At 60.6% G+C, this 12,405-nt stretch carries 14 protein-coding genes and 1 pseudogene; 6 read left to right on the forward strand and 9 right to left on the reverse strand.

What is annotated here, in order from left to right:
* Positions 1-115: 115 nt before the first annotated feature.
* The gene (locus E4P00_RS06130) at positions 116-889 is read right to left on the reverse strand and encodes an L-iditol 2-dehydrogenase (RefSeq protein WP_032876342.1); all 774 of its coding nucleotides are present in this window, start codon (positions 887-889) and stop codon (positions 116-118) included.
* Positions 890-1,131: 242 nt separating this feature from the next.
* On the opposite strand from E4P00_RS06130, the gene E4P00_RS06135 reads away from it, so the two are divergent.
* From E4P00_RS06135 to E4P00_RS06145, 3 genes are all read left to right on the forward strand, one after another.
* On the forward strand, positions 1,132-2,061 hold the full coding sequence (locus E4P00_RS06135) for an AraC family transcriptional regulator (protein ID WP_248130930.1): 930 nt from the start codon (positions 1,132-1,134) through the stop codon (positions 2,059-2,061).
* 161 nt (positions 2,062-2,222) lie between these two features.
* On the forward strand, positions 2,223-3,173 hold the full coding sequence (locus E4P00_RS06140; protein ID WP_005787604.1) for a nucleoside-specific channel-forming protein Tsx: 951 nt from the start codon (positions 2,223-2,225) through the stop codon (positions 3,171-3,173).
* A gap of 14 nt (positions 3,174-3,187) precedes the next feature.
* The gene (locus tag E4P00_RS06145) at positions 3,188-4,219 is read left to right on the forward strand and encodes a purine nucleoside permease (protein ID WP_228309746.1); all 1,032 of its coding nucleotides are present in this window, start codon (positions 3,188-3,190) and stop codon (positions 4,217-4,219) included.
* 47 nt (positions 4,220-4,266) lie between these two features.
* On the opposite strand, the gene E4P00_RS06150 is transcribed toward E4P00_RS06145, so the two are convergent.
* The 6 genes from E4P00_RS06150 to E4P00_RS06175 form a co-directional block, all read right to left on the reverse strand.
* Positions 4,267-5,226 carry a zinc-binding alcohol dehydrogenase family protein gene (locus E4P00_RS06150; protein WP_032876348.1) on the reverse strand — a complete coding sequence of 320 codons (960 nt, stop codon included), beginning with the start codon at positions 5,224-5,226 and terminating at the stop codon, positions 4,267-4,269.
* Positions 5,227-5,254: 28 nt separating this feature from the next.
* Positions 5,255-5,428: a DUF1427 family protein gene (locus E4P00_RS06155; protein WP_078821088.1), complete on the reverse strand. Its 174-nt coding sequence runs from the start codon at positions 5,426-5,428 to the stop codon at positions 5,255-5,257.
* A 69-nt stretch (positions 5,429-5,497) separates the two neighbouring features.
* On the reverse strand, positions 5,498-6,274 hold the full coding sequence (locus E4P00_RS06160) for a helix-turn-helix transcriptional regulator (RefSeq protein ID WP_216091211.1): 777 nt from the start codon (positions 6,272-6,274) through the stop codon (positions 5,498-5,500).
* A 116-nt stretch (positions 6,275-6,390) separates the two neighbouring features.
* Positions 6,391-6,561 (reverse strand): metallothionein, encoded by a 171-nt coding sequence (locus E4P00_RS06165; RefSeq protein WP_032803483.1) that lies wholly within the window; start codon positions 6,559-6,561, stop codon positions 6,391-6,393.
* Between the two features lie 89 nt (positions 6,562-6,650).
* Positions 6,651-7,106: a DMT family transporter gene (locus E4P00_RS06170; RefSeq protein ID WP_032876352.1), complete on the reverse strand. Its 456-nt coding sequence runs from the start codon at positions 7,104-7,106 to the stop codon at positions 6,651-6,653.
* A 4-nt stretch (positions 7,107-7,110) separates the two neighbouring features.
* Positions 7,111-7,599 carry a DMT family transporter gene (locus tag E4P00_RS06175; RefSeq protein WP_216091210.1) on the reverse strand — a complete coding sequence of 163 codons (489 nt, stop codon included), beginning with the start codon at positions 7,597-7,599 and terminating at the stop codon, positions 7,111-7,113.
* A 117-nt stretch (positions 7,600-7,716) separates the two neighbouring features.
* Here E4P00_RS06175 and E4P00_RS06180 point away from each other — a divergent pair, with 117 nt between their 5' ends.
* The 3 genes and pseudogenes from E4P00_RS06180 to E4P00_RS06190 all read left to right on the forward strand — a co-directional run.
* On the forward strand, positions 7,717-8,706 hold the full coding sequence (locus E4P00_RS06180) for a LysR family transcriptional regulator (RefSeq protein ID WP_248130932.1): 990 nt from the start codon (positions 7,717-7,719) through the stop codon (positions 8,704-8,706).
* Positions 8,707-8,789: 83 nt separating this feature from the next.
* Positions 8,790-9,149 (forward strand): type II toxin-antitoxin system prevent-host-death family antitoxin, encoded by a 360-nt coding sequence (locus tag E4P00_RS06185; protein ID WP_248130934.1) that lies wholly within the window; start codon positions 8,790-8,792, stop codon positions 9,147-9,149.
* Positions 9,146-9,244: pseudogene (locus E4P00_RS06190) on the forward strand (PIN domain nuclease); the annotation flags it as partial. The gene E4P00_RS06185 and the pseudogene E4P00_RS06190, both read left to right, overlap by 4 nt.
* Positions 9,245-9,291: 47 nt before the next feature.
* On the opposite strand, the gene E4P00_RS06195 reads toward E4P00_RS06190, so the two are convergent.
* Entirely contained in the window at positions 9,292-10,614 is a 1,323-nt protein-coding gene (locus tag E4P00_RS06195; RefSeq protein ID WP_248130936.1) for an Nramp family divalent metal transporter, read from the reverse strand.
* A 41-nt stretch (positions 10,615-10,655) separates the two neighbouring features.
* On the reverse strand, positions 10,656-12,209 hold the full coding sequence (locus E4P00_RS06200; RefSeq protein WP_248130938.1) for a DUF726 domain-containing protein: 1,554 nt from the start codon (positions 12,207-12,209) through the stop codon (positions 10,656-10,658).
* Positions 12,210-12,405 lie beyond the last annotated feature (196 nt).

Consider the following 12,405-nt stretch of genomic DNA (forward strand, 5'->3'; position numbering starts at 1 on the left):
GTGGCAGGCCCCAGGTGACGGAGTGTCAGTCACTTTATAGATGGCTGGCAACACCGCCATGGGTACAAGTCGAATCGTCGCACCGCCCCTCCCATGTTTTTAACGGTGCATGGCTTCAGTTCATCCAGTTGCCGCCATCCACGTTGTAGGTCTGGGCCACCACATAGTCGGCTTCCTTCGACGCAAGGAAGATCGCCATTCCAGTCAGATCTTGCGCCGTGCCCATGCGCCCGAACGGTACCTCATCCCCTACCCGCTTTTTCTTCTCGCCAGGTGCCAGCCCCTCATGCCTGGCAAACAGTGCATCAACTGCGTCCCAGTGCTCGCCGTCCACTACGCCCGGAGCGATGGCATTGACGTTGATGCCCTGCTTGATCAGGTTCAACCCCGCCGATTGCGTCAGGCTGATCACCGCCGCCTTGGTCGCACAATAGACGGCTACCAACGGCTCACCCCGTCGTCCGGCCTGGCTGGCCATATTGATGATCTTGCCGCCATGGCCCTGGCTGATCATCTGCCGGGCCGCAGCTTGTAACGTGAACAGGGTGCCGGCGACGTTGATCGAGAACAGCCGCTCAAAGCTGTCGCGGGTAATGTCGATAATAGGTGCCAGGTCGAACAGCGCAGCATTGTTGATCAGGATATCCAGCTTGCCGGCATGGGCCACGACCGCGGCGATGGCGGCGTCGATGCAAGCTTGATCGGTGACGTCCATCGCCACGGCGTAAGCCTGGGGGCCCAATTCGGCGGCGGTGGCCTGGGCGCGTTGCAGGTTGATGTCGGCAATGGCAACGGTAGCGCCTTCAGCAATATAGGCCTGGGCAAATGCTCGGCCGATACCCCGCGCCGATCCGGTGATCAACGCGCTTTTACCTTCGAGTCGTTTCATCGCGGTGTCCTGTAAAAATGAGTTCGGGTCGCCGGCACATTGCACCTGTTGTATTTGTGGGCGTGCCTCGATTACAGCAGCTCGGCCTGGCCCTCACAAACGACTGGCGACTGTGCGGCTGATACTTTTATAACCTCAAGCCCAGGATCAAAAAAGTACCAGTGCAAGGCAAAACCGGGGTAGCACACTGATTGCCGGCGCGCGTATTTTGAGTCCATTGCACAACCACAAGAGGCAGCACCATGCCCATCAGCCGCGCCAGCCCGTTCGAGCACTGCCCTGCGGAGCTTGAAGTGATCCTGCCCGAACCGGAGCATGGTTTTCGCTGGTTCGAACATGACTATCCCTATGAGCTGGCGCGCTGGAACCACCACCCCGAGTTCGAGATTCACCTGATCCGCCAGGGCAGCGGCAAGCTGGTGGCGGGCGACTATATTGGTGCGTTCAGCGCCGGTCATGTCGCGTTGATCGGTCCTGACCTGCCCCACGACTGGATCGGCGACCTGGCGCCGGGCGAATACCTGAGCGGCCGCGACGTGGTGCTGCAGTTCGACGGCGCCGCCCTCCTCGCCCTGCGCACCACCCTGCCTGAGCTCGGCGATCTACAACCGTTGTTTGAACGGGCGCGATGCGGTCTTGAATTCACCGGCGAAGCAGCAACGAGTGCGGCACGGCTGATGGAGGCCATCGGCAGCGCCCATGGCCTGCAACGCCTGACCCTGTTCCTGCAGCTGCTCGACACCCTGAAGAACGCCTCGCCCACACAGGCCAAGACCCTGGCCAGCCCGTACTACGCACCCACCCTGGATGCGCGCAGTGCCGATCGCATCAACAAAGCCTTCGATTACCTGATGCGCGAACTGACCGGCGACGTGCGCCTATCGGACATTGCGCGGCAATTGGAGATGAGCGAGCCGGGCTTCTCGCGTTTTTTCAAGCGCAACACCGGCCACGGTTTTATCGACCTGATGCGCAAGTTCCGCGTGCAACGTGCCTGCCGGTTGTTGTTGCAAAGCCAGATGTCGGTGGCGGATATCTGCTTTGAAGTGGGCTACGCCAACCTGTCCAATTTCAACCGCCACTTTCGCATCGAAATGCACCAGACGCCGAGCGAATACCGGCGGCAGACTGCACTGCGTGTATTCAATCCCATCGCCAGGATCGCTCGCTGATTTCTGACCAAAGCGTCGGCTAATTCGCATTTTTTCCAAACAGTTCAAGCCATTGACACAAGTTGGTACAGCCTGTGCAAACGTTTGCGGAACGAACTTGGCTGCCAAGTTCAGCCCTACCCGATGAATCGGGCTAAACCGTGTACGAATAAGGACTTTCAATGCATCCCACCTCTAAGCCTCGTGCTTGCCTTGGTGTTTCCCTGCTACTGGCCGCCGTTACGGGAGTACTCAGTGGCCCCATTTTGGCGCAGCAAAAGCCCGTCGATGATTCAGCCCAGGGCGAAACCCTTAGCCCTGAGGCCAGCCCACCGGCGAAAAAAGGCGTTTACCTGTCGGAGTGGTTCAACCAGGACCTGACGCTGATCGGCAGCAAAGACATCAGCTTCGGCCCCAAGCCCCAGGATGACGTCTACCTGGAGTACGAGTACTTCGGGCGCAAGGGGCCCTTTGAGCTGTACGGCTATATCGACGTGCCGAAGATCCTCACCATCGGTAACAGTAATGACAAAGGTGTATGGGACCATGGCTCGCCGGTGTTCATGGAGCATGAACCGCGGATCTCCATCGACTACCTCGCAGGGCGCAGCCTGGCGATCGGCCCGTTCAAGGAGTGGTATGTGGCCTTTGACTGGATCTACGATCACGGCAGCCATAAGGAAAACCGCGCCAACACCCTGTACAGCGGCCTGGGCACCGATATCGACACCCACTCGCGGGTCAACCTGTCGGCCAACTTTTATGGCCGCTACCAGTGGGAAAACTACGGTGCCAGCAATGAATATTCCTGGGATGGCTACCGCGCGCAGATGAAGTACATCGTGCCCATCGGCAAGTTCGACAACGGTGCTTCGCTGACCTATATCGGCTTTACCAACTACGACTTCGGCTCGGACCTGCACAAGGACAACCCGGCGCGCACCGCCAATTCCCTGGTGGCTACCAACGTGTTGCTGTACGCGTTCACCCACCTGCGCTTTACCCTGGTGGGTCGTTACTTTCACAACGGTGGCAACTGGGAAGACGGCAGCGAGTTGAATTTCGGCGAAGGCAACTTCCGCGCCCGCTCTGATGGCTGGGGTTACTACGCCGGCGTGGGTTACCAATTCTGATCAAGGAGCTGTACATGAACGCACTGACTCGTATCTCGCTGGCCGTCGGCCTCGCTCTGCTGCCCCACGTAGTGCTGGCGGATAACCCCGCACCGATCAAGCCCAAGGTGATGTTGATCACCATGTTCGCCCCCGAGGCGCAAACCTGGATCGACCGCCTGGAACTCAAGCAGGAAGTACGCGTGCCAGGGCTGTCTGCCGAATACCCAGTGATTCGCTGCAACACCCAGGACGTGTGCCTGCTGGTAACCGGCATGGGCCAGACCAACGCCGCTGCGTCGACCCTGGCCCTGGCCTTGTCGCCCAAATTCGACCTGCGCCAGAGCTATTTCCTGATCGCCGGTATCGCCGGTATCAGCCCCAAGCACGGCACCATCGGCACCGCCGCCTGGGCCCATTACCTGGTGGAGTTCGGCACCCAGTGGGAGCTGGATTCACGGGATGCGCCCAAGGACTGGCCGACCGGTTATATCGGCATCAACACCAAGGGGCCCAACGAAAAGCCACCGCTGGACTACAAGACCGAAGTATTCGAGCTCAACCCCAAGCTGCAAGCCAAGGCGTTTGCCTTGTCGCACAAGGTGGAGCTGACCGAGAGCAAAGAATCCGCCGCCTGGCGCAAGCACTATCCCGACGCCCCGGCCAATCAGCCGCCGCAAGTCACGCGCTGCGATACCCTGGCGGGCAACACTTGGTTTTCCGGCACTCGCCTGAGCGAACGCGCCGAAGTCTGGACCAAATTGCTCACCGACAATAAAGGCGAATACTGCACCACCCAGCAGGAAGACAACTCCACCTATGAAGCGCTGCTGCGGGCCAGCCGCGAAGGTTTGGTGGATATCCAGCGCCTGGCCGTGGTGCGCGCAGGCTCCGATTTTGACCGGCCTTATCCGGGTTACAGCGAGGTCGACAACTTGCTCAAGTATGCGGACCAGGGCGGCTTTGTACCGGCACTGGAAAACCTGTACCGCACGGGCAACCCGCTGGTGCAGGCGATTGTGAAGCAGTGGTCGGCGTGGGAAAAAGGCGTACCCGAGGCCGAGTAAAGATCTGAAGTGGGAGGGGCTTACCCCCTCCCACATTTGAGGCGATGTCACGGCAGCAGGATGAATTTGTCCGGGCTGCCGCTGTTCACTTGCTCATAACACTCAACTCCATCAGCCAACGCCACTTCGCGCAGGCCGGTGGGCAACGGCAACAACCCCTCATCAAAGAACCGCCCGAACGCCCCTAACATCACCGCACATTGCTCACAGCTATAGAGCAAAGAGTTGACGCCTACCACCGTCCCCCCCTTGCGATACAGCGCCAGAGCCGGCAGTTGCACGTGGCCGTCGACCGGCGCGGCAATGATTGCGATACGGCCGAAAGGCGCCAACCCCGCCACTGCAGCGGGCAGCCAGAAACCGCTGGTATCGAAGATCACCTCGGCGCCGCCCTTGAACACGGCGTGCACTTGTACGCCCAGTTCCTGCGGTTGGCCCAGGGCAATCGCCTCCACGCCTTGCGCCTGTAAGACATCCACCTGATCAGGGCGACGCACCGCTGCCAGCACTTGCGCACCACGAAGCTTCGCCAGTGCCAACGCCGCGCTGCCAACGGCACCATTGGCGCCGATCACCAGCAACCGCGTGCCCTTGCCCACACCACTGCGTTCCAGCGCATCCCAGGCCGTGGTATACGGCACGCCAAGGCTCGCGGCCTGGGTGAAGCTCAAGTGACCGGGCTTGGGCACCACGCCTGTGGCCAATACCCGAAGGTATTGGGCATGGGAGCCGTCAGCAAAAAAACCCAGGTCGCGACCGGTGCCCCAGACTTCCTGACCGAGCAAGGCTGGCGGACCTTCGACCACCACCCCGGCAAAATCACGCCCGGGAATGCGCGGCAGCGTGGTGTAGGGAAACCGGCCGAGTACGTTTTTCACATCGCTGGGGTTCAGACCGGCGGCTTTAACCTGGACCAGCACTTCATCGGCAGACGGTACGGGCGTGGCAACATCGACCAGGCGCAGGTCGGCGAGGTCGCCACTGGCGCTAAATTGTAGTGCTTTCATTAAAGGCATCCGTCGAAGAAGAAAAGGCTCAGGACAACCAACCGCTGACCAACTGCCGCCCCATGGGCCACAACTGTTCGCCGAGCAGCATGCCCATCAGCCCCACCAGAGCAATGGCCGGCGGTGCGGGCGAACGGAAGCCCAGCACGCCGTAGATCACGCCGACAAATAGGCCGATGGCCAAGGAAATCAGATAGTTCATGGTGACTACGCCCGGTTGATTGATGGGCTCAGCTTAAGGTGCGACTGGCTTCGACATCGGCCAAGTGCTTCAGGATTTCGGCCAACCCGCGTACTGCGAAGGCGATACACCCAGTTCACGGCGGAACATGTCGCTGAAACTGCTGGGCGAATACCCCAGGCCGCGGGCAATGCCGCTCACCGACTGGCCCTGGACCAGCTCCGCGGCTGCCGTCGCCAACTGCACCTGGCGCCGCCACTCGGCAAAGCCCATGCCCAAGTGGTTCTGGAACAGTCGCGCCAGGGTGCGCACGCTGGCGCCCGCAGCCTCGGCGTGCTGCTCGAAGGGGATTTCCAGAGAGGGCGCAGCCATGACCGCCTGGCATACACTGCTTAGCCGACGATCAGTCGCCACCGGCATGGCGATGCGAATTGGGGAGCGACGTGCGCGTTGCAGCTCAAGCAGGGCCAGGCCGACGACCGCCTCGTAGTAGCCGGCATCGCCGTGATCGCCTTGTTCAACCAACGTCACGATCAATTCGCGCAACAACCGGCCTACTTCGATGACCTGCACCTGGCTGTCAAGCGTCGCCGCCAATGCCGGACGCAGGTAGATATTGCGCATCTGCAAGTCGGAGACAACACGGATGCCGTGTTCGACTCCCGGCGGCAACCACACGGCGCGCTGCGGCGCAACTATCAGGGCTTCACGGGGCGTCTCGACCCACATCACGCCGCTCATCGCATAGAGCAACTGGCCCCAATCATGGCGATGGGGCTCCACATACAACCCACGCGGGTATGTGCGTGCCAGGGGCTGCACTGGGACGGCTTGATCACTGAGGTCGGGGGGCGCGGCCAGGGCCATGGCGGGTATATGTCAATCAAGGGAAAGGCGACCATGGTAAAGACTGGCCGCCGACAAGCGAACTGTTTTTACTCACCCGGCAGGCCCGGGTTGTCCGAGCCTGCAGGTAGATCACGTCAGGTGCGGGCCGACTTGGCGCACTCACAGCCGGTCGCGGCGGCGCAGGGCTCACCGTGGGCATGGTGCTCGGCACAGCCTTGGCAGCAATAACCCTTACCGTCCTTCATGATCGCATCGGCACCCAGTACGCATTTGCAGTGTGGGCAAGCACAGGTTTTATCTGGCATGGTCAGACTCCTTCTTCATGGTCGTCCCGGTGCAGCGAACGCCACACCTTAAGCAGTGACTCCACGCAGAGCGCCAAGGTTCAGCGCCGTCAGTCGGCCGCCCGGGTATTGCTGCGGTACATGAACACCAGTGCCAGCGCCAGGCACAGCATCGCCACGATGCGGCTGCCCGACAATTCGATCGCCGGGTTGCCCAGCCAGCCAAAGTTGTCGATCAGCATGCCCATGCCCAACTGCCCGACAATCACCGCCACCGTGGCGACCGCCGTGCCAACCACAGGCACCGCGCCGACCATCACCAGCATGTACACCACGCCGAACAAGGCGCCGGTCAATTGCCATTTCGGCACATCCAGCAGGCTGACGGCCTGAGCCGGCTCGAAGAAAAATATCAACAACGCCGTGGTGAGTGCACCAACGGCAAAAGTCAGCAGGCTGCTGCGCAATACCCCAACCGTCTGGCCCAGGCGCCCATTGATCGCGGCCTGCACACTCAACACCGCCCCTGCCGCAATCACCACCACCAATAACAGAATCAGATTCATCGTCTTACCCTCGTGCAATCAGGACCAATGCCGCCACAATCAACGCCAGCGCAATCCAGCGTTCGCCATTGACGCGCTTGCGCGCCGTGCCGAACCAACCGAAGTGGTCGATCAATACACTCTTGCCCACCTGGCCGGACAGGATCGCAATCATGGTCATGGCGATACCGATGTGGGGCGTGGCTAGGGTCAGCACCACAACATACATCGGCCCCAGGAACCCACCAATCAACTGCCAGCGCGGCAGTTGGGTAAATGCCGGGCCCTGCTGCGGGCCGCTGAACAGCAGCAGTAGAAGGAGAATCGCGGTGCCGACGCCGAAGATGCTCAAGGTCGCCCACAAATGCCCGACCTGCGCGCCCAACGGCCCGAGCAGGCCAGCCTCCACCGACAGGCCCATGCCCGCCAGGATCACCAACGGCAACAACAGCAACCGCAGAAAATTTTTGTTAGGTCTGGCCTGCGCCACACCTTCGATAGAACGTGCCTGCATGGATCACCTGCGCATCGACAAAGAAAACATGGCGCGCATTATCCGGTGGCCGTCCTGTGCGATAAATGGGAGCATGCAAACAACACCTTTGCGCAATACGCACAGCCAGGAGAGATGATGCGGGGTTTGAATGAGCTGAGTTTCAAGGCGCTGCGCCTGTTCGTCGCCGTGCTCGACCATGGCAGTTTTTCCGAAGTGGCCCGCCGAGAAAGCCTGGCGCCCTCCTCCATTTCGCGGCAGATTCAACTGATGGAACAGGCCCTCGGCCAGCAATTGCTGTACCGCCACACCCGCGCCGTAAGCCCCACCGAAGCCGGGCGCCTGCTGGGGCGTCACGCGCGGCTGGTATTGGAGCAGCTGGAAACGGCGAACCAAGCCCTGCAGGAACAAGACAGTGAGCCCAGCGGGCTGGTGCGTATCAATGCGCCGATGGTATTCGGCCAGCGCCACCTTTCACCGTGGTTGGGGCAACTGTGCCGGCGTTACCCGAAGCTGCAACTGGATATCCAGCAAACCGATACCTTCGTCGACCCACTGCAAGACGGCACCGACCTGCTGTTTCGCATTGGCGTGCTCAATGATTCGGGTATGCAGGCACGCATCTTCGCGCCCCAGCGCTTTCGCATCGCCGCAAGCCCCGCCTACCTGGCGCAACACGGCACGCCGCGCCACCCCGACGAACTGGTCGACCACCACTGCCTGGCCTACAAAGGCATCACGGGCCAGCAACGCTGGTTCTTCCGGCGCGGCCAAAGTGACTGGACCTCCTACAGCGTCAAGGGCCCGATCACCGGCAACCACGCCGACACCCTGACCCACGCCGCCGAACAGGGCCTGGGCCTGGTGGTGTTTCCGTCCTGGCTGATTGGCGAAAGCCTGCGCGCCGGCAGTTTGCAGGCTGTGCTGACTGAATATGAAGTGGCGACCACCCTGGAGCCCCAGCAGATTGCCGCACTGTGGCCGGGCAGCCGGAGATTGTCGTTGAAAGTGCGTACGGTGATCGACTATTTCGTGGAGTGTTTTGGGACGGTGCCGTATTGGGATCGGGAAGTGAAGCCGCCCTTGCTAATGGTGCCACCGAGGGAAAATTCCTCGGAAGAAAAGTAGGCCCGTTCTGATTTTACGCGCCAGTATTTCTGGATACCGATCGCTGGGGCAGACTTTGGTTTGTTCTTTCTTGGAGATATGCCATGGATGTCGTGTATTACAAACCATCACGCGCGGAACGAGCAGCTTTGGCCGGTGGTCGAGCCGTCTTTGATAGCTCACGTAGTTTTGGCTATATTTGGCCAAAACACGGGGAAGACCACATGATTACCGTTCCTCTGGGTGAGGCAAAAAACAACCTGTCCAAATTGGTCGACGATGCCGCCGCCGGTAAAATCATCACCATTGCCAAGCATGGGCGCGCAATGGCACAGCTGGTGCCCGTGGGTAAATCCAACGGACAGCGGATTGGCGCAATGAAGGGAAAGCTGGTCATCCCTGAAGATTTCGACGCGCCACTACCTAGCGATTTACTGGATGCATTCGAGGGCAACCACTCGTGAGACTGTTGCTGGATACCCATATTCTGCTGTGGGCGCTCAACGATGACCCCAGACTATCCAGCAAAGCTCACAAGCTGATTGAAAATGCCGCAGACTCATTGGCAATGTTGGTGTAGGCCTGGATTCCAGCGGCCCTATATCATCAATCCAACAACCACTGCCCAATCAACCACGCATTCGCCCCACTGATCACCGCGAACAGGAACCACGCCAACAGCCGCGTGGGTAATCGATTGACGAAAGGCCCCATCAACTGCTTGTCACCGGTCATGCGAATCAGTGGATACAGCGCGAACGGCAACTGCAGGCTGAGTACCACCTGGCTGAGAATCAGCAGCTTGCCGATGGCATCGTCGCCCATCAGCCATACCCCAAGGAACGCCGGGATCAACGCCAGTCCGCGAGTGATCAGGCGGCGTTGCCAGCAGGGTATGCGCAGGTTCAGGTAGCCCTCCATGATCACTTGCCCGGCAATGGTGCCGGTAAAGGTCGAACTCTGCCCAGACGCCAGCAACGCGATAGCGAACAGGATGCTGGCGAAGGCGCCACCTACCAGTGGGTCGAGCAGATGATAGGCGTCCTGGATTTCCACCACATCGGTATGGCCCGTCTTGTAGAACGCCGCAGCGGCCAGCACCAGGATCGCTGCGTTGACCAACAGTGCCAGAGCCAGGGAACCGATGGTGTCGATACGCGCCAGCTTGACCGCGTCCTGCTTGCTCGCCAGGTCCTTGCCGATCAGGCGCGTCTGCACGATGGAGGTGTGCAGGTAGAGGTTATGGGGCATGACCGTGGCGCCAAGGATGCCGATCGCCAGGTACAACGGCGCCGCGTCGCTGATCGCCGACAGTGAAGGCGTGAAACCGCTGAGCACGTCCGGCCAGTAGGGTTTGATCAGCACCAGTTCGATAAAGAAGCACACGCCGATGGTCGCCACCAGCGCCAGCATGATCGCTTCAAGGCGGCGGAAACCGCGGTTTTGCAGGGCCAGGATCAACAGCGTGTCGAAGGCGGTGATGACAATGCCAGTGGTCAGCGACACGCCAAGCAGCAGGTGAAACGCCAGGGCGCAACCGAGCACTTCGGCAAGATCGGTGGCGATGATGGAGATTTCCGCCAGCAGCCATTGGGTACGTGAGGAGCGCTTGCTGTAGCGCTCGCGGCACAGTTGCGCCAGGTCCTTGCCGGTGGCGATGCCCAGCCGTGAGCACAGGCACTGCACCGCCATCCCCGCAAGGCTGGCCAGCAGCACCACAAATAGCAGGCTGTAGCCGTAGCGTGAACCGGCTTCAATGGCGGTCGCCCAATTGCCCGGGTCCATGTAGCCAATGGAGATCAACAAGCCGGGGCCGGCGAACATCAACATGCGTTTGAAAAAGGACGCCTTGGGGTCAACGGCAACAGAGCCGGCCACTTCCGGCGGGCAGAACGGAGCGGTAGCGATTTTCGGCAGGTTGAATTTCACGCGCAATTCCAGACAATACACTAGGCTTGGGCAGCAGCTTATCAGTCGGACGCGACTGTGCGCATCACCGTATCTCGCGGCAAATCAAAGGCCTCTACCACTTGCACAACCAGGTCCAGCTCCTGGTTCAGCGCCTCGCGCTCCATGCGCTGACGAATCACACCGACCACCAATACCGCCAAGGTGGTGATCGAATACGCCGGGCCGGAAAACGCTCGCACGCCGCTGACCAGCAACATCGCCGCAGCCAGCGCCTGGCCCACCACCGGAATCGCCGTGGCTGCACCCCGACGCAGGATAAACCCGGTCAGCCCGGCCAGCGCGGTACCGCTCAAGGCCGTGGCGGCTGAACGGCCCACGTCGAAGCGGGTGAACACCCCCTGCTCTTTTTGCGCGGCGGCCTTGAGTTCGGCGTCGAACGCCTGACGGTCGGCGCGGCTGAGTTTGTGCTTGTACTGCTCAATCAGTTTTTCAGCGACCTGCGCTTCGATATCCGCCAGCACCACGCTTTCAAGTGGCTCGTCGAACTTGATGCCCAGGCGTTGCGCCACCTCCTCGGCAATCTGGCGATAGCTCACCCCGTGACCACGGGCCAGGTTCATGAAGCTGTCACCGCCCATGCGCTGCAACTCGATGGCCAGTTTCAGCGGTTCACGCACACTGGCGTCGATCGAGGCACTGCGCTTTTGCGCCATCAGCTCGGCGAGGAACTTCAGCTCTTCAGGACGCGCCTGCACCAGCACCGGAAACAGCTCTGCATCTTCTTCGGCAAAGCGCACTTCGCTGCTGCGCAGGTCGGCGCGGATCAGACCACGGCGCTCCTGCAGCAAGTCGGTGTACTGCACCACCGTCTTCAATTGCGGCCAATAAGCGGCATGATCGAAGCTGGCCAGATGCACATTGGTGACCTTGGTCTTGAGTGCAGGCGTAACGTCAATCGCATAACGGCCGATGCAGCGCTCGCTATCCGGCTTCAAGGCCAGCGCCCAGTCCTTGCTGGAATGGCAGTTGATCAGCCGGCCCTTGAGCGGCGCCGACACGTCATCCCAAGGGCTTGACGTACAGATCGCCCCGCCCATCAGCAACAGGTTATTCAACGGCAGCTCGCGGGCGATATCGGGGCTGGCCAACAGACTCTTGACCAGAATACGTGCGCCCAGGGAATGACCGATCAGGTTGATGCGCCGCACCGGCAGCGCCTCGTCGTGCAGGTAGCCGGCCAGTTCAGGCAACAAGGTCCTGGCCACTTCATCGACCCGCGCCTCGACACTTTTGTAATGGTCAAGAAAATAGGCAATCGCCCTACCGACGCCCACCGTCGCTGCGCCCAGGCCACCACCGCCAAGCATCGAAGCGATCACATCCTTGAACGGCGCGAACAGGTTTTCCAGAAAGTGCCCCGCCGGCCAGAACAGCATCAGGTTGGTCGAGCCTTCGATACCCGCCAGTTGTGCCTTGAAATTGCCCAGTTGCTGGCGGTTGAAGAAGGCCGAATAACCGTGAACATAGAGATTGAGCACATCCCCCTGGGGCTCGCCACATAGAACGAATGTGGGCTTGCGGGTGCGGTGCATTTCATCCCACTGGTGTTGCATGGGCCGGTGACTCCTGTTGGCAAGGGATGGCGATAGTAACAAACAGTGCCCGCAAGGAAGGTGAATCCTGACGGGCGTTAGCCACGTTCAGGACAACGGGAATAACCCGAGTCGAGCACGCCACACCAGCCGCGCTCCGGAAGAAATTGTGTGTACATTCTTCAGCCTGGCGGGTGAGCAATAAACTCTGTGCATT

It is taken from the genome of Pseudomonas sp. B329 (genome assembly GCF_023127835.1).
GTDB lineage: Bacteria > Pseudomonadota > Gammaproteobacteria > Pseudomonadales > Pseudomonadaceae > Aquipseudomonas > Aquipseudomonas synxantha_A.

What these genes read in the sequence shown, in the direction of transcription:
- E4P00_RS06130 (WP_032876342.1), bottom strand. Translation starts at nt 889, where the DNA reads ATGAAACGACTCGAAGGTAAAAGCGCGTTGATCACCGGATCGGCGCGG.
- E4P00_RS06135 (WP_248130930.1), top strand. Translation starts at nt 1,132, where the DNA reads ATGCCCATCAGCCGCGCCAGCCCGTTCGAGCACTGCCCTGCGGAGCTT.
- E4P00_RS06140 (WP_005787604.1), top strand. Translation starts at nt 2,223, where the DNA reads ATGCATCCCACCTCTAAGCCTCGTGCTTGCCTTGGTGTTTCCCTGCTA.
- E4P00_RS06145 (WP_228309746.1), top strand. Translation starts at nt 3,188, where the DNA reads ATGAACGCACTGACTCGTATCTCGCTGGCCGTCGGCCTCGCTCTGCTG.
- E4P00_RS06150 (WP_032876348.1), bottom strand. Translation starts at nt 5,226, where the DNA reads ATGAAAGCACTACAATTTAGCGCCAGTGGCGACCTCGCCGACCTGCGC.
- E4P00_RS06155 (WP_078821088.1), bottom strand. Translation starts at nt 5,428, where the DNA reads ATGAACTATCTGATTTCCTTGGCCATCGGCCTATTTGTCGGCGTGATC.
- E4P00_RS06160 (WP_216091211.1), bottom strand. Translation starts at nt 6,274, where the DNA reads ATGGCCCTGGCCGCGCCCCCCGACCTCAGTGATCAAGCCGTCCCAGTG.
- E4P00_RS06165 (WP_032803483.1), bottom strand. Translation starts at nt 6,561, where the DNA reads ATGCCAGATAAAACCTGTGCTTGCCCACACTGCAAATGCGTACTGGGT.
- E4P00_RS06170 (WP_032876352.1), bottom strand. Translation starts at nt 7,106, where the DNA reads ATGAATCTGATTCTGTTATTGGTGGTGGTGATTGCGGCAGGGGCGGTG.
- E4P00_RS06175 (WP_216091210.1), bottom strand. Translation starts at nt 7,599, where the DNA reads ATGCAGGCACGTTCTATCGAAGGTGTGGCGCAGGCCAGACCTAACAAA.
- E4P00_RS06180 (WP_248130932.1), top strand. Translation starts at nt 7,717, where the DNA reads ATGCGGGGTTTGAATGAGCTGAGTTTCAAGGCGCTGCGCCTGTTCGTC.
- E4P00_RS06185 (WP_248130934.1), top strand. Translation starts at nt 8,790, where the DNA reads ATGGATGTCGTGTATTACAAACCATCACGCGCGGAACGAGCAGCTTTG.
- E4P00_RS06200 (WP_248130938.1), bottom strand. Translation starts at nt 12,209, where the DNA reads ATGCAACACCAGTGGGATGAAATGCACCGCACCCGCAAGCCCACATTC.